This window comes from Streptomyces sp. NBC_01549 (genome assembly GCF_026339955.1).
GTDB lineage: Bacteria > Actinomycetota > Actinomycetes > Streptomycetales > Streptomycetaceae > Streptomyces.
Map to the genome: position 1 here is coordinate 7,491,074 of NZ_JAPEPW010000001.1, position 17,616 is coordinate 7,508,689.

Annotated in this window: 20 protein-coding genes and 1 pseudogene; 8 read left to right on the top strand and 13 right to left on the bottom strand. The window is 68.5% G+C overall.

The annotated features are described in order from the left end of the window. Positions 1–23: 23 nt before the first annotated feature. Entirely contained in the window at positions 24–1,223 is a 1,200-nt protein-coding gene (locus tag OG819_RS33560) for an FAD-dependent oxidoreductase (protein ID WP_266652365.1), read from the bottom strand. 263 nt (positions 1,224–1,486) lie between these two features. Between OG819_RS33560 and OG819_RS33565 the strand changes: the two genes are divergently transcribed. Further along, positions 1,487–2,914 carry an alkaline phosphatase family protein gene (locus OG819_RS33565; RefSeq protein WP_266652367.1) on the top strand — a complete coding sequence of 476 codons (1,428 nt, stop codon included), beginning with the start codon at positions 1,487–1,489 and terminating at the stop codon, positions 2,912–2,914. A 145-nt stretch (positions 2,915–3,059) separates the two neighbouring features. On the opposite strand, the gene OG819_RS33570 is transcribed toward OG819_RS33565, so the two are convergent. After that, the gene (locus OG819_RS33570) at positions 3,060–3,317 is read right to left on the bottom strand and encodes a hypothetical protein (RefSeq protein WP_266418809.1); all 258 of its coding nucleotides are present in this window, start codon (positions 3,315–3,317) and stop codon (positions 3,060–3,062) included. A gap of 208 nt (positions 3,318–3,525) precedes the next feature. Between OG819_RS33570 and OG819_RS33575 the strand changes: the two genes are divergently transcribed. Continuing rightward, positions 3,526–3,921 (top strand): GNAT family N-acetyltransferase, encoded by a 396-nt coding sequence (locus OG819_RS33575; protein WP_266652369.1) that lies wholly within the window; start codon positions 3,526–3,528, stop codon positions 3,919–3,921. 174 nt (positions 3,922–4,095) lie between these two features. Here OG819_RS33575 and OG819_RS33580 read toward each other — a convergent pair whose 3' ends face one another. Then, a complete protein-coding gene (locus tag OG819_RS33580) occupies positions 4,096–4,713 on the bottom strand; it encodes a CGNR zinc finger domain-containing protein (protein ID WP_266652371.1) in 618 nt (205 codons plus the stop codon). A gap of 173 nt (positions 4,714–4,886) precedes the next feature. Here OG819_RS33580 and OG819_RS33585 point away from each other — a divergent pair, with 173 nt between their 5' ends. After that, positions 4,887–5,627: a metallophosphoesterase gene (locus OG819_RS33585; RefSeq protein WP_266652373.1), complete on the top strand. Its 741-nt coding sequence runs from the start codon at positions 4,887–4,889 to the stop codon at positions 5,625–5,627. Positions 5,628–5,873: 246 nt separating this feature from the next. Here OG819_RS33585 and OG819_RS33590 read toward each other — a convergent pair whose 3' ends face one another. From OG819_RS33590 to OG819_RS33600, 3 genes are all read right to left on the bottom strand, one after another. After that, the gene (locus OG819_RS33590; RefSeq protein ID WP_266638546.1) at positions 5,874–6,308 is read right to left on the bottom strand and encodes a M48 family metallopeptidase; all 435 of its coding nucleotides are present in this window, start codon (positions 6,306–6,308) and stop codon (positions 5,874–5,876) included. Positions 6,309–6,447: 139 nt separating this feature from the next. Then, on the bottom strand, positions 6,448–7,551 hold the full coding sequence (locus tag OG819_RS33595) for an LLM class flavin-dependent oxidoreductase (protein WP_266638774.1): 1,104 nt from the start codon (positions 7,549–7,551) through the stop codon (positions 6,448–6,450). 192 nt (positions 7,552–7,743) lie between these two features. Then, complete coding sequence (locus tag OG819_RS33600; RefSeq protein WP_266652375.1) at positions 7,744–8,211, bottom strand: MarR family winged helix-turn-helix transcriptional regulator; 468 nt, start codon at positions 8,209–8,211, stop codon at positions 7,744–7,746. A 160-nt stretch (positions 8,212–8,371) separates the two neighbouring features. Between OG819_RS33600 and OG819_RS33605 the strand changes: the two genes are divergently transcribed. Beyond that, a complete protein-coding gene (locus tag OG819_RS33605; RefSeq protein ID WP_266418821.1) occupies positions 8,372–8,680 on the top strand; it encodes a GNAT family N-acetyltransferase in 309 nt (102 codons plus the stop codon). A gap of 43 nt (positions 8,681–8,723) precedes the next feature. Continuing rightward, positions 8,724–9,126 (top strand): annotated as a pseudogene (locus OG819_RS33610) ((4Fe-4S)-binding protein). Between the two features lie 278 nt (positions 9,127–9,404). Here the strand turns inward: OG819_RS33610 and OG819_RS33615 are convergent. Further along, positions 9,405–10,385: an NADPH:quinone reductase gene (locus OG819_RS33615; protein WP_266638544.1), complete on the bottom strand. Its 981-nt coding sequence runs from the start codon at positions 10,383–10,385 to the stop codon at positions 9,405–9,407. A gap of 20 nt (positions 10,386–10,405) precedes the next feature. After that, positions 10,406–10,936, bottom strand: a complete 531-nt coding sequence (locus OG819_RS33620) for a PadR family transcriptional regulator (RefSeq protein WP_266638543.1) — start codon at positions 10,934–10,936, stop codon at positions 10,406–10,408. On the opposite strand from OG819_RS33620, the gene OG819_RS33625 reads away from it, so the two are divergent. Next, positions 10,920–11,147, top strand: a complete 228-nt coding sequence (locus OG819_RS33625; protein ID WP_266638542.1) for a hypothetical protein — start codon at positions 10,920–10,922, stop codon at positions 11,145–11,147. The genes OG819_RS33620 and OG819_RS33625 overlap by 17 nt on opposite strands. A gap of 368 nt (positions 11,148–11,515) precedes the next feature. On the opposite strand, the gene OG819_RS33630 is transcribed toward OG819_RS33625, so the two are convergent. After that, the gene (locus OG819_RS33630; RefSeq protein WP_266638541.1) at positions 11,516–12,751 is read right to left on the bottom strand and encodes a DUF2716 domain-containing protein; all 1,236 of its coding nucleotides are present in this window, start codon (positions 12,749–12,751) and stop codon (positions 11,516–11,518) included. A gap of 723 nt (positions 12,752–13,474) precedes the next feature. Between OG819_RS33630 and OG819_RS33635 the strand changes: the two genes are divergently transcribed. Next, positions 13,475–13,999 (top strand): HAD domain-containing protein, encoded by a 525-nt coding sequence (locus OG819_RS33635; protein ID WP_266652377.1) that lies wholly within the window; start codon positions 13,475–13,477, stop codon positions 13,997–13,999. A 10-nt stretch (positions 14,000–14,009) separates the two neighbouring features. On the opposite strand, the gene OG819_RS33640 is transcribed toward OG819_RS33635, so the two are convergent. From OG819_RS33640 to OG819_RS33655, 4 genes are all read right to left on the bottom strand, one after another. Then, entirely contained in the window at positions 14,010–15,128 is a 1,119-nt protein-coding gene (locus tag OG819_RS33640; protein ID WP_266652379.1) for a serine hydrolase domain-containing protein, read from the bottom strand. Positions 15,129–15,238: 110 nt separating this feature from the next. Further along, positions 15,239–16,045, bottom strand: a complete 807-nt coding sequence (locus tag OG819_RS33645; protein WP_266638538.1) for a thioesterase family protein — start codon at positions 16,043–16,045, stop codon at positions 15,239–15,241. A gap of 74 nt (positions 16,046–16,119) precedes the next feature. Continuing rightward, on the bottom strand, positions 16,120–16,446 hold the full coding sequence (locus OG819_RS33650; protein ID WP_266652381.1) for an AzlD domain-containing protein: 327 nt from the start codon (positions 16,444–16,446) through the stop codon (positions 16,120–16,122). Next, positions 16,439–17,098, bottom strand: a complete 660-nt coding sequence (locus OG819_RS33655; protein WP_266652383.1) for an AzlC family ABC transporter permease — start codon at positions 17,096–17,098, stop codon at positions 16,439–16,441. Before OG819_RS33655 ends, OG819_RS33650 begins: the two co-directional genes overlap by 8 nt. Positions 17,099–17,177: 79 nt before the next feature. Here OG819_RS33655 and OG819_RS33660 point away from each other — a divergent pair, with 79 nt between their 5' ends. Next, on the top strand, positions 17,178–17,615 hold the full coding sequence (locus tag OG819_RS33660) for an Lrp/AsnC family transcriptional regulator (protein WP_266652385.1): 438 nt from the start codon (positions 17,178–17,180) through the stop codon (positions 17,613–17,615). The last annotated feature ends 1 nt before the right edge of the window (position 17,616 follow it).

The following is a 17,616-nucleotide window of genomic DNA, read 5'->3' on the forward strand; positions in this document are numbered from 1 at the left end:
GGTCGTGATCGGCCGGACAGGTCCTAGGCTGCCCGTTCGGCGGTGGTCGGCGTTTCGCCACGCTTGGCCTGCAGCAGCCGTCGGCGCTTGGCATCCTTGGTCCACCAGGTGCGCGAACCGGGCTTGCGCGCCTCGTACGCCAGCTGCCAGGGAATGCCCTTGCAGATGAGCTCCTTGAGCTTCGCGCCCGGGCGGCCGCCGAGGTAGTACCTCTTGGCGGTGTCATCCCTGCCGGTGAGCTGAAAGACACCGGCGCGGCGCCCCAGGCTGATGCACTGGCTGACGAACCCCACGTCGATGGGGGCGGGCTGCTCACCCGCGAGCCGACTGAGCACTGTTTCGGCGGCCTGCGGGCCCAGTTGAACCGCGGCCTGGCAGCTCATCCGGAAGGGCAGGTCCGAGGGGGCCGCCGAGTCCCCGGCCGCGACGATGCGCACGTCGTCCACGCTCGTCAAGGTCTCGTCCGTGAGCAGGCGGCCCAAGGCGTCTGTGCTCAGCCCGCTGCGCGCGGCCAGGTCCGGCACGCCGAATCCGGCGGTCCAGATGGTCACCTCGCTCGGCAGTTCGCGGCCGCCACTGAGCCGTACGGCAGCGCGAGTCACCGCCGTCACTTTCGCGTCGGGGCCTTCGAGTACGGTCACACCGAGTCCGGCCAGCCGCTTGGCGACCGAGCGTCGACCGCGAGGGTGCAGGGAAGGGCCGAGCACCCCGCCGCAGACCAGGGTCACGGTGCGGCCCGCCTCCGCCAGCTCGGCGGCGGTCTCGATGCCGGTCGCGCCGCCTCCGACAACGGTCACCGAGGCCGTCGCGGGCGCGGCGTCGACGACCGGCCGCAACCGCTGCGCCTCCTCCAGGCCGGCGATCGGGTAGGCGAACTCGGCCGCACCAGGCACCTGCGGATCGGCGCTGCCACTGCCCACCGCGTAGACCAGATAGTCGTAGCCGACCGTGCCGCCGGTCACCAACGTCACGCTCCGCTCGGCCGCGTCGATCCGGGTCACGGTGTCGACGACCAGCCGGACGCGCTCGCCCAGGACCTTTCGGTAGTCGACGACCGCGTCGTGGGATCCACCCACCAGTTGGTGCAGACGGATCCGCTCGACGAAGGTCCGGCGCGGGTTGATCAACGTAACGGTCACGTCGTCGCGCTGCGTCAGGCGATTGGCCGCCATGACGCCGGCGTATCCGCCGCCGATCACGACCACATCAGTGTTCTCACTCATGGTGTCTCCTCCGTTTCCAAGGGGTCGGCCTCAAGACACCGAGTCATCGATCGCTGTGACAGGTTGTGAGGCAGGTCACTCCATGGGTGTGCGCTCGGCCGGGAAATCACCTGATCCGTCAGCTCATGCACCTTTGTCCACATGATCACCGTGCGCCTTCGCCCACACGCCGATTCCTCCGAGCAGAGTGATCCAGCAGGTCGGCGCGTGTGTGTACCGACCTGCATGCCGGAGAGCCGACGCAGCCTCAAGAAGGGGTGTTCATGGCAGGGTTGACTCGTCGTAGACTCCTGGGGTCGGCTGCCGGTGTGCTGGGTGGTGCCGCGGCGCTCTCCCTCCTCCCGCCGAGCGTCCAGAAGGCCGTCGCGGCCGGGCCGCCGAAGCGCGGCTCGCTGCGCGACATCGAACACGTCGTCATGCTGAGCCAGGAGAACCGGTCGTTCGACCACTACTTCGGCACACTGTCCGGCGTCCGCGGCTTCGCTGACCCGCACGCGCTGAAGCTCGACACCGGCCGGTCGGTCTTCTACCAGCCCGACGCGGTGAATCCGAAGGGGTATCTGCTCCCCTTCCACCTCGACACCCACACGTCCAGCGCCCAGGCGATCCCGTCCACCAGCCATGCGTGGGCGGTGCAGCACGAAGCGTGGAACGGCGGGAAGATGGACCGCTGGCTGCCGACCCACCGCAAGGCGGACGGGATCAACGGCCCGTACGTGATGGGCTACTACACCCGCGAGGACATCCCCTTCCAGTTCGCCCTCGCCGAGACCTTCACCATCTGCGACAACTACTTCTGCTCCGTGTTCGGGCCGACCTGGCCCAACCGGCTGTACTGGATGACCGGCACGATCGACCCGGGCGGCACACAGGGCGGGCCGGTCCTCGTCAACAAGGCGCCGACGCCCTACCGGTGGACGACGTACGCGGAGCGGCTCCAGGCGGCCGGGGTCAGCTGGAAGGTGTACCAGCAGGACGACGACTACGACTGCAACATGCTGGAGCAGTTCGCGAACTTCCGCGCGGCGGCGCCGGGGTCCGACCTGTACGAGCGCGGCCTACGCCCCCAGCCCGAAGGCACGTTCGAGGACGACGCGCGCAACGACCGGCTGCCCGCCGTGTCCTGGATCATGCCGACGAGTCATCAGTCCGAACACCCTGACTACCTACCCGCCGCGGGCGCCGATTTCGTCGCGTCGAAGATCGAGGCGATCGCCTCCGACCCGAAGGTCTGGGGCAAGACCGCGTTCATCCTGAACTACGACGAGAACGACGGCCTGTTCGACCACGTGCCGCCGCCAACGCCTCCTGCCGGAACCGCCGACGAGTTCGTCCAGGGACTGCCCATCGGAGGCGGCTTCCGCGTCCCCGCGATCATTGTCTCCCCGTGGACGGTCGGCGGCTGGGTGGCCTCGGAGGCCTTCGACCACACCTCGGCCCTGCGGTTCCTGGAACAGTTCACCGGAGTCCAGGAGCCGAACATCAGCACCTGGCGCCGCGCTGCCTTCGGCGACTTCACCTCGGCCTTCCGCTTCACGCGGCCACAATCGCTGCCGCCGCTCCTGCCCGACGACACGGCGCGGCAACTGGAGAAGGCGAAGGAGCAAGTGGCGACCCTGCCCGCACCCACCCTTCCGGGCGCCGACCAGTCCTTCCCGCACCAGGAGACGGGAGACCGGCCGCACGTCTGACGGTCGTGCACCCGACCGTTCTCGGTCGTGACGTCGCGCCTGGAGCGGGCTTGCGGTCAGACCCCGTGCGGGCTGGGAAGCCGGTCGGTGCCATCGAACAGGCATTGGCCTTCATGGCGCGGCGCCATCGGGAGAACAGTGCGGATCAGGAAGCGACCGTAGCGTTCAGGCCGTAGTCCAGTTCTGCGCCATCGACCAGCACCGCCTCGACCGTGCGCGTACTGGGGTCGATGTCGGCCACGATCCCGTCCCCGGCGTAGCGGGGGTAGCCCGAGGCGCCAGTCTCGCCTGTCGCCTCGACGACTGCCGATCGTACGGCCGAGTCCTCTACGGAGGCGTCGCCTCTGTCCTCGACGTGTTCAGGGACCAACAAGATCTTGAAGCGCTGCGGCTCTGTAGTCATGCTCCGGTATTTAATCGCCTGTCCCGCCCATCGCGGGAAAGGCGCACGACAGATCTGCGCAAACAGGCTTCGTCGGCTGGGCTTCCCCGCCCAGCACGGAGGAACGGCAGGAATCGAAACACCCGTCCGCCGCCCCTGACCGCCGGGGAGATCGACCGTACCGACAGGGCGTGCGACCCACGGGCACTGTCAGCACTACCTCGACGCCATGGACCCAAGCCGCGAAGAGTCCGAGTGGAAGACACGCATCGCCGAGACACGGTGGCCATCGTCGGGAGTGCTGGTAGCCGAAACCGAGGCGGGGATCGTTGGATTCGCGAGTTTCGGCCCATCTCAGGAGACCCCCGACATCGCGGAAATCGGCACGCTTTACGCGATGCCCGAGGTCTGGAGTACCGGGACCGGAAAACAGTTGATGCTGGCCACATTGACGACTCTCGGACAGGCCGACTACACGCAAGCCACCTTGTGGGTCCTGGAAGACAACGAACGCGCCCGGCGCTTCTACGAAGCCGCCGGCTGGCGCGCAGACGGCGCAGCTGTGGAAGACACCACCGGTGGGGCCTCTCTCAACAAGTTGCGCTACCGCCGCCCTCTTGGCTGACCCGCTCACCGTCCCGCCCGTTCAGGGAACCAGGAAGCGGCGTGGTCGCGAGGTGGAGTCGAACTCACTGAACCAGCTCCGCGGAGCACGACGACGGCCCCTTGAGATACCACCGAGAACCCTTCCGTTCGCATGAACCCACGGCACTCCGCGGCCTGGGGGTCCCCCCGTCGATCAGGACGGGGCGGAACCGCCATCAACTGTCGTGCGCTGACGCCTGTAGTGGCGAGCCGCTCGGGCACGGTTTCCGCACGACGGCTTGCACCACTCCTGCCGCCCGTGACTCTTGACGAAGTAGCGCACACAACGGGGCGCGGTGCAGGATCGCAACTGCATGCGCTGCGGGCCGCTGAGAAAGTCGATGGCGGCTCGGGCCAGGGCCGCGACAAGCCGAACGTACGGATCGTTCTCCGCCGACAGCAGCCGGGCGGTAGGGACTCCCTCGGCGGGCCAGTCCATCTGGGGAGCGACCGGTTCCCGCGCGGCAACCGTATTGAGGTGGGCCAGCGCCTGGTCGGCAGGCATCAGGCGATGGACGTCCGCCGGGCTGGGGGGAGCGGGACTGACCGCTCGGGCGAACAGGGCCCGGACTGCCTGCCGAAGCTCGATGATCCCGAGCCTGAGGGTTTCATCCGCTGAGAGTTCTCCAGCCGGAATGCGGCCGGCCAGCAGATCCCCCTGCTCTTGGATCCAGCGCGTTGTTCCCTGGACCGTGGCGAGGTCATCGGCGACGCCGCCGTCTCCGTCGTGACGAATCGTGCTCGCCAGTTCCAATGCCAGCCAGCGCTCCACAAGGCATCCCCTTCCCTCTCGGTGCCCGGTCGTCAACCACTTGATCACATCCCTGCGCACACCCTAAGGTTCCTAACGGAAAATCAAAAACTTCCGTTAGGAACTGGGGTGGGCGGCGACACCTGCCCCGGCACAGGCCGGCGGCAGGGTCCGCCACTGGAGGAGATGGCGGAATGACGCTGCTTGCACAAATCAGCGACCTGCACCTGGACGGCAGCGAGAGGGCGACCCGACGCGCCACCCGTGTCATGGACCACCTGCGAGCCCTGTCCCACCCGGTCGACGCGCTCCTCGTCACCGGGGACATCGCCGATCACGGCGCGGAGGCCGAGTACGAGGAAGCGGCTCAGATCCTGACCGCGCCCTTCCCCGTGCTCACCTGCCCCGGAAACCACGACGCGCGACCGGCCTACCGCAAGGCCCTGCTCGGAGACGCACCCGACCAGGGCCCCATCAACCAGGCCCACCACATCGCCGGCACCACCATCCTGATGTGCGACTCCACCATCCCGGGCCGCGACGAAGGACGTCTCGACGCCCAAACACTCGCCTGGATCGACACCACCCTCGCCGCACTGCCGCAGGACGCCACGGCGCTGATCGCCTTCCATCAGCCGCCGGTCGAACTTCATCACCCACTGCCCGACTCCGGCATGCTCGAAGAGCCCGGACAACTGGCCGACCTGCTCGGCGCGCACCCGCAGGTCGCCGCCGTCCTCACCGGCCACGCCCACACCGCCGCCGCCTCGACCTTCGCCGCGCGTCCGCTGATCGTCGGACCGGCCATCACTTGGACCTTGCGCCTGCCCTGGGAGAGCGATCACGTCGCAGACCGCGATCAACCGCCCGGCCTTGCGTTCCACATCCTTGACGACGACCGGCGCCTGACCACCCACTACCGCGTCGTACTCTGATCCCCCGCTGACACGATCCGGAGGCATCGTGGTCCATCCCCACGCCGTCGCCGGGTTCCTGGTGGCGGCTGTTGCCCTGCTCCCCCCAAGGCGGCCTGGCCCTGCTGAGTCGGCACGTCACCTCAGGAGTTTCAGGGCCTTGACGCAGTCGCCGTGGGCCGGCGCAGAGTGCGGAGGACCGGCGGGATCCCCCCCCGCAGTGCGCCCGGTCGCGTCTCTGCGCGCGGGAGGCGAGAAGTACGTTGCTCAGAGGCTGTCGGCCGGGAGTTCGCCGGTGAACGCGGCGGCCATGCGGAGCCAAGTCGCGGCCTCGTCGTGGCGCGCCTGGCGTTCCAGGGTGCGTCCGAGCATCAGGTGGGCGTAGTGCTCGACCGGGTCGCGGTCGATGATCTGGCGCAACTGCTCCTCGGCCCGCCCCAGTTGCGCGGAGTGGTAGTACGCGCGGGCCAGCAGCAGCCGGGGGCCGGTCTGCTCGGGGACTTCCTCGACGACGGCGGCGAGTAGCTTGGCGGCGCCGGTGTAGTCCTTGGCTGCGAAGCGCGCTTGGGCCCGCTCCCAGCGCTCGACGGTGGTCTCCTCGTGGGGGACACCGACGCCGTTGTCGAAGAGGTGCCGGGCGGTTGCCCAGCGGTCGGCCGCGACATCGCCGTTCGGCTGGTAGTCGTTGAGGTTGTCGATCATGACGTATCCCTTCCTGGAGTTGTGTGCGGCAGCCGTCCGGCGTCCTCGGAGCCGGGACGGCCGCTGTCGAAGTCCTCGACGGCCTGCGGGACTTCGGTCTGGCGTTCCTTACGAGCGGGCTCTCGCGCAGTGCGAAGACTCAGCCGGTCGACCCCGCGGACATGCGTTCGGCGTCGCGAGCGGCGATCAGCGATGAGTGTGTGGGAGCGTTGGGCACGGTGGCCGGTCGGTTCTTGGCGAATTCCTTGCGCAGGACGGGTACGACTTCTTCGCCGAGGATGTCGAGCTGTTCCAGCACGGTCTTCAGGGGTATGCCGACGCCGTCGACGTTGAACAACTGGCGCTGGTAGTCGCCGAAGTGCTCGCGGAAGGTGAGCGTCTTCTCGATGACCTGCTGGGGGCTGCCGACGGTCAGTGGTGTCTCGTCCATGTACTGCTCCAGGGAGGGGCCGCCACCCATCTGGGGTGAGTTGTCGAAGTAGGGGCGGAACTCGCGTACGGCGGACTGGGAGTTGTGGCGCATGTAGATGTGGCCGCCGACGCCGACGATGGCCTGTTCGGGGGTGCCGTGGCCGTAGTGGGCGTAGCGCTCGCGGTAGAGGTTGATCAGCTTCTGGAAGTGCTCCTTGGGCCAGAAGATGTTGTTGGCGAAGAAGCCGTCGCCGTAGTAGGCGGCCTGTTCGGCGATCTCGGGGGAGCGGATGGAGCCGTGCCAGACGAACGGGGGTACGTCGTCCAGTGGGCGAGGGGTGGAGGTGAAGGACTGCAGGGGCGTGCGGAACCTGCCCTCCCAGTCGACGACTTCCTGGCGCCACAGTTGGTGCAACAGCGCGTAGTTCTCGATGGCGAGCGGGATGCCCTGGCGGATGTCCTTGCCGAACCAGGGGTAGACCGGGCCGGTGTTGCCGCGGCCCATCATGAGGTCCACGCGCCCGTCGGCGAGGTGCTGGAGCATCGCGTAGTCCTCGGCGATCTTCACCGGGTCGTTGGTGGTGATCAGCGTGGTGGCCGTGGAGAGGATGATGCGGTCGGTGCGCGCGGCGATCCAGCCCAGCATGGTGGTGGGCGAGGAGGGTACGAACGGCCGGTTGTGGTGTTCACCGGTCGCGAAGACGTCCATGCCCACCTCCTCGGCCTTCTGCGCGATGGTCACCATCGCCTTGATCCGCTCGTGCTCGGTCGGTGTCCGGCCGGTGGTCGGATCGGTGGTCACGTCACCGACGGTGAAGATCCCGAACTGCATCGCACCCATCTCCGTATGGTTGATGTATCAACTCGATCTGTGAACGTGACGCCGAGCGCTGGTATTCCAGCGGTTCGCTCGGAAGTTCCCGCCCCTGGAGGAGTGTCGGTCTCGCCTCGCGAGGGGAGTGGTCGATGAGTCGATTCCGGCCCCGTGAATCGGCGACTTCGCACCGGTCGCTCGGTCGCTCGGTCAGTCCGGCTGCTTCTCCATGTGCTCCAGGACACGGTTCGAGATCTGGGCGAGCGTGCTGAGCTCTTCCTGGGTCAAGGCCTCGATGAAGAGTCGGCGGACGTGTTCGACATGGAGGGGGGCGGCGGCTTCGATCGCCGCGTAGCCGGCCGGGGTGGCGACGACGAACGCTCCGCGGCCGTCGTCGGGGCACTCCTCCCTGGTCACCAGGCCGCGCTTGGCCATGCGCGTGACCTGGTGGGACATCCGGCTCTTCTCCCACTCGACCAGCTTGGTCAATTCCAGGAAGCGCAGCCGTCCGCCGCCTTCTTCGGTGAGCTTGGCGAGCACGATGTAGTCGGCGGCGGACATCTTGGAGTCGGCCTGCACCCGGCGAGACAGTCGGCCGATGAGCTTCTCCTGCATGCGGATGAGACTGTCCCAGGCAGTCTTCTGCTCGGGGTCGAGCCAGCGCGGTGTCTCGTTCATGAGTGCAGTGTAACGAGATTGTTGACAGCTCACCTATCTGTCTGCACCCAGGCCCGATGGGGAGAATAAGTTGATGCATCAACTGAGTGGGGTTGGTGTGGTGGGCGGACCGACGGGACTGCCGTGGGGTCGAGCGGGATCAGGGCCAAGAGGAGGACACATGGCGGTCGAAGTGAGCGACGTGCCCGGAGCGAAGCGCTACGAGGCCCGTGTCGACGGAGAGTCCAGGGTCGCCGGCGTCGCGGAGTACATCCGTACGACGGAACTCGTCGCGTTCGTGCACACCGAGGTCGCGCCGGAGTATGAGGGCAGGGGCGTCGGATCCGCACTGGTCCGCACCGCCCTCGACGAGGCACGCGCCTCGGGGCTGCGCGTGCTGGCCACGTGTCACTTCTTCGCGGGCTGGATCGCGCGCCATCCCGAGTACCAGGACCTGCTGTACCAGTCCCGCAGCAAGGTCAGCGACTGAACGAACGACTGAACAGCCGAACACGGCGGTGACGGAGGCCGGTATGAGCGGGGAAGTCGATATCAAGGCGTACGAGGGGCCGTCGATCACGGTCACCTTCGAGGCCGGGCGCTGCCTGCACGCCGCCGAATGCGTCCATGGCCTGCCGGAAGTGTTCGACACGGCCAGGCGCCCGTGGATCCAGCCGGACCGCCGACCGCGTGGCCGAAGTGGTACGACGCCGCCCCTCGGGCGCGCTGCGTTATCAACTCGCGGACGGCGGGACGGAGTCCCCCAACCGGCCCACGCATATAACCCGTAACGTCATCGGGCAACTGACCGTGCGCGGTGAGATGAGCGTGGACACCGCGGAAGGTACGCGCGCCGAGACCAGGGCGATTCTGTGCGCCTGCGGGCGGAGCGGCCGTCAGCCGTACTGCGATCACTCGGGGCCCTGCGGTGAGTGATGCCCTTGTGCCCAGCCCCCAACAGTAGTTGCCCCTGACGGCTTGGAGTCGAAGCAGATGTCTCTCGCAGCGCAGTTCTCCGAGTACGGCAGCACCGACGTGCTGAGTGTTGTGGATGTGCCGCCGCCCACCCCGGCCCCGGCCAGGTGCGGCTCGCGGTGCGGGCCGCGGGTGTCAACCCGATCGACTGGAAGATCCTGCATGGCTATATGAGCCAGGTGATGCCCCTCGACCTTCCGGCAGGGCTCGGGTCCGACGTGGCCGGCGACCGGCGCTGGTCAGTGAGGGACTGCGACCAGCACCCGGCCGCGTCCGCCGGTGTCGACACGGTCATGGGCCTTGGCGATGTCCTCGAGCGGGCAGCGGTCGCCGACGTCGACGGTGAGGGCGCCGACGGCGGCCGCGGCGGTGAGGTCCCGGGCGGCCTGGCGTTTGGCCGCGGTGGGGAAGTCGTCGCTGCCGAGCAGGCGAAGGGTGACGTTGTTGAACAGCAGCGGCCAGAAGGGGAGTTCGGTGCGGTCGGCGTGGGTGCCGTACGCGGCGACGACGGCGTCGGGTGCGACGACGGCGTTGTCGAGGTCGGCGTTGGCGGACAGGGACACCTCGACAACACGGTGGACGCCCTCGGGCGCGTACGAGCGGATCGCCGTTGCCGGATGGGCGGAGTCGAGGGCGACGGCGTGGGAGACGACGGCCGGGTCGACGCGGTCCAGGTCGCCGCCGTGCCGGACGGTGCCGATGACGGTGGCGCCGCCCCAGCGGGCGAGCTGGGAGGCCAGGGAGCCGACGCCGCCGAGAACACCGTGCACGAGGATGATCCGGCCGTCGACCGGGCCGTCGGCGAACACAGCGCGGTGGGCGGTGATGCCGGGGATACCCAGGCTTGCGCCGAGTTCGTCGCTGAGGTGGTCGGGGAGCCGTACGGCCTGATGATCGGGTACGACGGTGTACTGGGCGGCGGTGCCGAAGGGCCGGTAGGACTGGGCGCCGTAGACCCAGACCCGCTCTCCCGCGCGGACAGGGTCAACTCCCTCGCCGATCTCATCGATGACGCCGGCGGCGTCGCTGTGCGGGACAACTCTCGGGTACGGCATCGAGGAGCCGAGCCAGCCGCGCCGCTTCTTGGTGTCGCCGGGATTGACGCCCGACACGCTCACACGGACCCGCACCTCACCGGGACCGGGCTGGGGGTCGGGCAGTTCGCCGACGTTCAGGACGTCGGTGGCGGGGCCGTGTTGGTCGTACCAGGACGCGAGCATGGAAGTACCTCCGGTGTCTGTCAGGGGTTCTCGGGTGGTGTCTCGCCCAACTCCTCGCGGATCCAGGCGCGTTCGGCGCGGCTGGTGGCACGGGCGGTGAGCATCATGCCGCGCCGGTAGGGATCGGCGACCTCCTCGGCGCGTACGGGCCGCTCTCCGTCGTAGAAGAAGCTCGCCGGCTCCTCCAGGAACTGCAGACGCCTGCGCAGCACCGCATGTCGTTCGGCTGCGTCGGGGAGCAGGGAAAGGAAGGACAGCACCGTGTAGAACCGGGTGTGGTCGGTGATCTCGTGGTCGGCCGGCTTGCGCAGGCGATCGAGCATCTCGGTGCGGCCGGCCTCGGTCAGGCTGAGCACGTAGCGGGCGCCGCCCGCCTGCGGGTCCGCCCGCCGCTCGAGAAGACCCGCCTTGGCGAGACGGTTGATGGCCGGGTAGAGGCTGCCGTCACTGACCGGTCGGGTGTAGCCGGTCAGGTGGGAGACACGGCGGCGCAGCTCATGACCCGGCAAGGCGCCTTCGGCGAGGAAGCCCAGTATGGCGAGTTCCAGCATGGGGCCGATTGTCTCACAATCACATCGAATCGATATTCGTATCGAAACGATGCTACGGCCAGGCAGCGCGGCCGGCCTGCCGCGTGCGTCCATGTGGGTGGCGGCGTTCTCGACGGTGGTCGAGTGGTACGACTTCACGCTGTACCTGTTCATGACCACCGTGCTGTCCCGTGCCTTCTTCGGCCCGGCGCGCTGGTGTTCGGCCATGTAGGTGACCGGCTAGGGCGGCGCAAGGTCCTGCTGGCCTCGATGTCGGTGATGACGGCCGGCGAGGTCGACGTCCTGCTCGCGGCCGGCATCTTGATCGCCCCCAGGCCAAGGGGCGCCCGTTGGCGTAGTCGACGAAGGGCAGTTCGGGAAGGACGAGTGCCGGGGCGCTTCTCCGGCTTGGCCGCATAGGGGTCGAGAACGCCCAAGCGGGCATGAGACATGGCCGACCGATTCTCATGGAAGCTGTGAGAGCGTGCCTTCGGTCGCGCGACGGGATGACTCTTCAACGAGGGGACAGGGGGAGTGAGGCCGGGCCCGGCTTCGATGATTCGGTAGTGGTGGCGTCTCGCTTGGGGCCGTCGGGAATCCTCATGACCTGCCTTCTGATTCGTAAGTCCAAACGTTGCCGACGTTGCGGCCGCCCCGGCGCATCACGGTGCCGAGGATGGCTGTGAGATCCTCCTCGACCTCGGTCAGGAGCTCGGCGCCGAAGACGCACAAGGACTCTTCCCATGGGTGCCAGAAGGTGCCCATACGCAGGTCGCGGGTGAGGAGCTTGTAGTACTCGCCTTCCCAGCACGCGGCGCCCGGCCAGGTCGGCTGCCCTGGCCCGCCAACGCGCGCGGGGTCGAAACGGTAACCCTGGTGCCACCAACTGACCGAGTAGAGCTGCTCGCCGGGGCGGACGTGGGCGCGCAGGCCGCGTTCGATGACGTCCTGGAGACGCGCCACCTGATGGTCGTCGGGGAGGTCTCGCCTCAGGCGGTAGGTGTGACGAGTGTCGGTGACGTCCCCGACATGCCAGGTGACGGAGTCGGACGGCTCGTCAATGGCCGGGTAGTAGGTGTAGCTGGGATTGAAAGCGAAGAGGGACTTGAACTCGTCGCACAGCGCGTCGTGATCCCGATCGTCGAGCAGCATGGACACCGGGCGGGAGCTGGCGGGTGGCGTGCCGTTCGGCGTCCACGCGTAGACGCGTACGGTCGAGACAGCGCGTAAGCCGGCTGCGAGAAGGGCATCCAGGACCGGACCGGTCGGCGCCTCGGCTGTGAGATAGCGGCGGTCCGGCGCCGGCCCTGTGCCCATGTGGAGGTTCCGGCTGTTGCGGGCCCAGCGGACCCAGTGGGGGAGGAAATCTGCGTGGGGGCCGGTCAAACCCCGAACGGCCGCGAACTCTGTCGATCCCACGGCCTCCGCCCAGCCTGCGCCGACGACGCTGGTCTCTGCCTCCAGGAGCTGGACGTTCAGGCCCCAGTTCAGCGAGTTCCCGTGGTCCTCGCGGATGTCCGCGAGGCCGCGCGTGTAGGGACCGCAGGCCTCGACCAGACGGTCCAGCTCGCGAAGTCGGCGGTAGCCGTATCCCAGTTTGCGCACACGCATGCCCCTCGCCGGTGTCACCTCACCGACCAGTTCGTCGAGTTCAGCGATGAGCAGCGTCCGCGTCGGTCCGACGGCCGTGAAACCGGCGGCGCGCAGCGGCTCGTCCATCTGGATCGGGTCGTGACTGTACGCCCGCCACTCGGCGGGCTCGCACCGGGTGGCGAACGCCTCTTGCTGCCGACGGATCAGCCCGGTGACTTCCGTTGGGTCGGTTTCGTCGGTCAAGGGAGAGTGTCGAACGGCGCCGTGCGTGCCGTAGTGAGTCCGAATCGCCGGTCCGTCCCGCTCGACCACGGCTCCTACCGGCGCCCGCTCCGGGATATGCCCTCGCACCTGCTCGTCATACGCTGCCAGCAGCGCGTCCACCCCATTCATCAAGCCCCTGGCCCGGCGGATACCTGTCCACGGCCATGGCGATTATCGGGACCATCGCCGACGGCAGCCACTCATTAACGGTCACCTCGTGGTGTGTGGTGCACTTGCACGCGCCCTTCAGCGGGGCGACGCCCCTCAGATGATCGCCGTACTTGAGCAGATCCGAGTCTCATGCTCAAGGACAAGCCGCCATCCCAGCTCTTTCCACGCCTCCGCGTCGTCCTGGCGCTGGACCAGTTCCAAGAGCTCCGGAACACGATCAACCTCGAACCAGCAATCACGCGCTTCTGCCCAGTCCACCACTCCGCTATTGAACCCCGATCGCACTGATCCGCGTGCTCGCGCAGTCCGTGACGAGGACCGAAACGAGCGCGGCAGCCGTCGGGCGAGACGGTGAGTCCATCGGCCAGGCGATGACCGCCGGGCGTATGAGTTCCTTCGTCGACCGCCTCGGCTCCGTGGGCGAGGAGATCGTGACCGTCTCGAGGAAGACGGGCTCACGGTCTCGGGACCGGAACGGGCTGGGTGCAGACGCGGCTGCTCGTCGGCGCGAAGAGCCGATACCGTGCAGCCATGACCGGTGACGGAGAGCGCCCGCTCCTCTTCCTGGACGTCGATGGAACGCTCCTGCCCTATGGCGGAGCGAGGCTTCCATCGACCCCTGAAGGATGGGACGACTGGCAGGACATGTCGAATCCTCAGCTGGCAGAGATCGACCTTGGGCACGGTGCCCGTCTGCTGGCGCTGCCCTGCGTTCTGATGTGGGCCACCGCATGGAGGGAAAGTGCCAACGAGGTGATAGCTCCGCTGCTCGGGCTGCCTCGGCTTCCGGTGGACGACTTGCCGGACGTGCCGGAGGAGTTCGAGGCCGGCGTGCTGAACTGGAAGACCAAAGCCCTCGTCCAAGCTGCCGCAGGACGCCCGTTCATCTGGGTCGACGACGGGATCACCGATCTCGATCACGCATGGGTGTCAACGCACCATCGCGGGCACGCCCTCCTCCACCGTGTCGATTCCGCGATCGGCCTGACGGTTGCGGACTTTGCGGTCATCGATGACTGGTTGCGAGAGCGGCGTACTGAGGCTCAGTCGTGGTAGCGGGACCCAGTCATCGCCCGGCGCCCAGGCCCTTGAGCCCGTCGTAGGCCGCCATCACCACCTCGAGTCCCCGGTAGTCGTCCCCGGTCTCGCGCATCTGGTTCGTCACGTACGACACCGCCATGCGCGCGTCGGGCTCGATCATGACCGTCGAGCCGCCCCAGCCACTCCAGCCGTAGGTGTTGCCGAACAGGCCGTACCCCATGCCGTACCGCATCGGCATGCCCAGGATGTGGTCCTCGCCGCGGAACTGTTCCTCCCACGCACGGTCGCAGCCCGCCCGCGACAGCAGCCGCACGCCACGCGTCGTTCCGCCGCACGCCATCACCGACTGCACGAGCGCGACCGAGCGGGCATTGCCGAACCCGCTCGCCGCGGGGATCTGCGCGCGGCGCCAGGCGACGCTGTTCCCGTCACGGACCCGTATCCCGCCTTCAACGGCAGGAGTTGAGGTTTTGCCGGGCGCGCTCGCGACGTAGTCCTCGTCGCGCGACAGCGGCGGGATCGAGAGCGCGACCCGGTGGTCGTGTTCGGCGGACAGCCCGATGTGGAAGTCCGCGACCAGCGGCCCGGCCACCTCGTCGGCGAAGAACTCACCCAGGGTGCGGCCGGTGATCCGGCGCACGACCTCGCCGACCAGGAACCCCTGGGTGAGGGAGTGGTATCCCGCCGTGGTGCCCGGCTCCCACTGCGGAGCCTGCGCGGCGAGCCGCGCCGTGGCGGACGGCCAGTCGTAGAGATCGTCGGCCGTTGTCGACCCGTCCCAGTCGGGCAGGCCCGCGGTGTGCGCGAGCAGATGCCGCACCAGCACCCCGCCCTTGCCCGCCGCGGCGAACTCCGGCCAGTACCGGGCGACCGGCGCGGTCAGGTCGAGCTCGCCGCGGTCGGCCAGGACGAGGGCACACAGTGCCGTCATCGTCTTGGTGACCGACCAGACGCCTGCGATCGTGTCGCGTTGCCACGGGTTCGTGCGGTCCGCGTCGGCGAATCCACCCCAGACGTCCACCACCGGCTCGCCGTCCACGAAGACCGCCACCGAGGCACCCACGTCCCCGGCGTCCAGCAACTCGGCCAGCGCGTCGGGTACCGCGGAGAACAGATCGTCGTACGAACCCTGAATCTCGGCCATGCGTGGAACCTAGCCCGCACCGCACCACCACGGTCAACCGAATTTCCGGCACGACACCGCGCCCGGCGCGTGTGCCACTCCTGGATGACATCGCTTGGTACCGCGGCCCGTCACCGGTGAGGCATGGGGCGGACGGTGAGGATCTGCTGGGCGTGTCCGACGGGGCCGTTGAGGTCGTGCAGGACGGTGCTCGTGAGGCCCTGGCCGGTGGGGCCGAAGGTGACCGTGGTGTCCAAGCCGGTCCAGTGGCCCTCGGGTTGGCGGTGGAGGTGGACCGTCAGGTCGACGTTGGGGTACATCCAGGCGGTGGGCGGCTGTCGTACGGCGATGCCGTTCGCGGTGTCGACGAGGGCGAGGTAGGACGCGAGCGTGCTGCTGGGCTCGCCGGCGACGAGGTCGACGCGGGTGGAGATCCAGGCGGTCGTGCGGCCCGGCGCGGGTGGTGCGAGCGGGCGGACGTCCAGGGAGGCGATGTACCCGCCGGGCCACACCGAGGTCATCGGCCACGGGGCGAGCGCCTCGGGAGGGACGAGCCGGTCGTCGGGGCCGGCGGCGACGGCCGAGGTGTCGACGGTGGCGAGGAGCCAGGCACGAGCCCGGACAACGGGCCGGCCGGCGATGAGCACGACGGCTTCGATCAACTCGATGGTGCGGCCTGGACGGACGGTGTCCACCCGGATCTCGCACTCGTCGAGGGCGAGACGGCCCAGGATGTCGTAACTGATCCGGGCCGGTACCAGGCCGGTGTCCGGTCGCGCGGCCAGGTGGCGATCGATGGCGTGGACGACGAGGCCGCCGAGCGGGCTGAAGTGCTGTTCGTCGGGGTCCCAGGCGCCGCCCGCGTGGGCCGTCGGCTTGTAGCGGTGCTCGTCGATGCGCTCGTAGTAGCTGTCGGGGACCGGGGTGCCGGTGTTCAACGGACGTTTCTCCTCGGGCTGTTCGCAGGGCTCGTCAAGGGGGCTAAGGGGCAAAGAGTCAAAGGGGCAAAGAGTCAAAGGGTGTTGAGCAGGACGACGTAGACGGCGGTGCCTATGCCCACGCTCAGGATCGTGCGGCGGCCGAAGCCCAGATGGACGCCGATGGTGACGGCGACCGCGAGCAGCGCATACCGCGTTCCGTGCGGGTCGTGCGTGATCGCGCCGTGCAGGGCCGTCACGGCGAGGATCGCGAGGATGCCGACCGGCATCCACACCGACAGCTGCCGCACCATCGCCGAGCCGCGCAGGGTGCGCAGCACCGCGAAGGGCAGGGCACGCAGGGCCAGGGTGATGCTGAAGACGATCGCCAGGACGGCGACGAGGTACGGGGTGCTAGGCATCGGCGGTCTCCTGGGTGGGCCGGCGAGCAGTGAGCGTGTGGCGCACCAGCAGCAGGCCGACGAACATCAGCAACGCGGTGAACATGGCGAGGCCGGGCGTCAGTACGAGCGCGACGGTGGCACTCGCACCGGCGAACAGGACGGAGGGAATCTCGCCGCGGGAGCGGAGCGCGTCCAGGGTGAGCACGGTGAACAGGGCGCACAGAGCGAACTCCAGACCCTTGATCGGCGCGGGCAGCGCGGCGCCGAGCGCGACCCCGACCAGACCGCCGCCGACCCAGTAGGTCTCGCAGGCGATCTGCATCGCCAGCAGCCGGGCCGCCGAGCGTTCCGCCTCGGGCAGGGAGGCGTTCACGGCGTACGCCTCGTCGATCATGGCGGCCAGCGGAGTGACGGTGGCCATCATGCCGACCAGCAGCAGTTCCAGCGAGCCGGCGAACGCGGCCAGGGACAGGGCGGGAGCGAGCCACCAGGGGAGGCCGGCCTGGATGATCAGCAGGCCGAGGGCGATGCCCAGGGGGAAGATCCCGAGACCCGCGGAGAAGGAGTCGCGGACTCCCAGGGTGATCTGGTGGCGCCGGTCGGCTGGAGCCCGAGCCGCGACCGGGGCGGCGTCCGGTGTGGCTGTGCGGGACGGAACGTGGTGGTGCATGTGTTTATCGTCCCGGAAATCGCATGACATGTGGTTGCAAAGATTGCTCGTCGGGTGGTCCGGAGTGCAATCTTCTGCCATGGATGCGATCGATCTGGCAATCATTGCCGAGCTGGAGCGGGACGGGCGGCTGACCAACGTCGCGCTGGCGCAGCGGGTCGGGCTCACGACCGGGCCGTGCCTGCGGCGCGTCCAGCGACTGGAGGCCGACGGGGTCATCCGCGGGTACCGGGCTGTCATCGAGCCCACCGCCGTGGGCCGCTCCTTCGAGGTGCTCATCGACCTCAGCCTCGAAGCCCAGGACGCGGAGACGGTCGAGCGCTTCGAGCGGACCCTGACGCAGGCCGAGGAGGTCATCGAACTGCGCAGGCTGTTCGGCAGCCCGGACTACTTCGTACGCGTGGCAGTCGCGGACCTGCCCGCCTACGAGACCTTCCTCAGCCGGCACGTCATGACCATTCCTCGGATCAAGAACGTCACCTCGCACTTCACGATGAAGACCGTGAAGCCGGCCTGAC

Coding starts and splice junctions, on each gene's coding strand:
- OG819_RS33560 (WP_266652365.1), bottom strand. CDS start 1,223: ATGAGTGAGAACACTGATGTGGTCGTGATCGGCGGCGGATACGCCGGC.
- OG819_RS33565 (WP_266652367.1), top strand. CDS start 1,487: ATGGCAGGGTTGACTCGTCGTAGACTCCTGGGGTCGGCTGCCGGTGTG.
- OG819_RS33570 (WP_266418809.1), bottom strand. CDS start 3,317: ATGACTACAGAGCCGCAGCGCTTCAAGATCTTGTTGGTCCCTGAACAC.
- OG819_RS33575 (WP_266652369.1), top strand. CDS start 3,526: ATGGACCCAAGCCGCGAAGAGTCCGAGTGGAAGACACGCATCGCCGAG.
- OG819_RS33585 (WP_266652373.1), top strand. CDS start 4,887: ATGACGCTGCTTGCACAAATCAGCGACCTGCACCTGGACGGCAGCGAG.
- OG819_RS33590 (WP_266638546.1), bottom strand. CDS start 6,308: ATGATCGACAACCTCAACGACTACCAGCCGAACGGCGATGTCGCGGCC.
- OG819_RS33595 (WP_266638774.1), bottom strand. CDS start 7,551: ATGCAGTTCGGGATCTTCACCGTCGGTGACGTGACCACCGATCCGACC.
- OG819_RS33600 (WP_266652375.1), bottom strand. CDS start 8,211: ATGAACGAGACACCGCGCTGGCTCGACCCCGAGCAGAAGACTGCCTGG.
- OG819_RS33605 (WP_266418821.1), top strand. CDS start 8,372: ATGGCGGTCGAAGTGAGCGACGTGCCCGGAGCGAAGCGCTACGAGGCC.
- OG819_RS33615 (WP_266638544.1), bottom strand. CDS start 10,385: ATGCTCGCGTCCTGGTACGACCAACACGGCCCCGCCACCGACGTCCTG.
- OG819_RS33625 (WP_266638542.1), top strand. CDS start 10,920: ATGGCGAGTTCCAGCATGGGGCCGATTGTCTCACAATCACATCGAATC.
- OG819_RS33620 (WP_266638543.1), bottom strand. CDS start 10,936: ATGCTGGAACTCGCCATACTGGGCTTCCTCGCCGAAGGCGCCTTGCCG.
- OG819_RS33635 (WP_266652377.1), top strand. CDS start 13,475: ATGACCGGTGACGGAGAGCGCCCGCTCCTCTTCCTGGACGTCGATGGA.
- OG819_RS33640 (WP_266652379.1), bottom strand. CDS start 15,128: ATGGCCGAGATTCAGGGTTCGTACGACGATCTGTTCTCCGCGGTACCC.
- OG819_RS33650 (WP_266652381.1), bottom strand. CDS start 16,446: ATGCCTAGCACCCCGTACCTCGTCGCCGTCCTGGCGATCGTCTTCAGC.
- OG819_RS33655 (WP_266652383.1), bottom strand. CDS start 17,098: ATGCACCACCACGTTCCGTCCCGCACAGCCACACCGGACGCCGCCCCG.
- OG819_RS33660 (WP_266652385.1), top strand. CDS start 17,178: ATGGATGCGATCGATCTGGCAATCATTGCCGAGCTGGAGCGGGACGGG.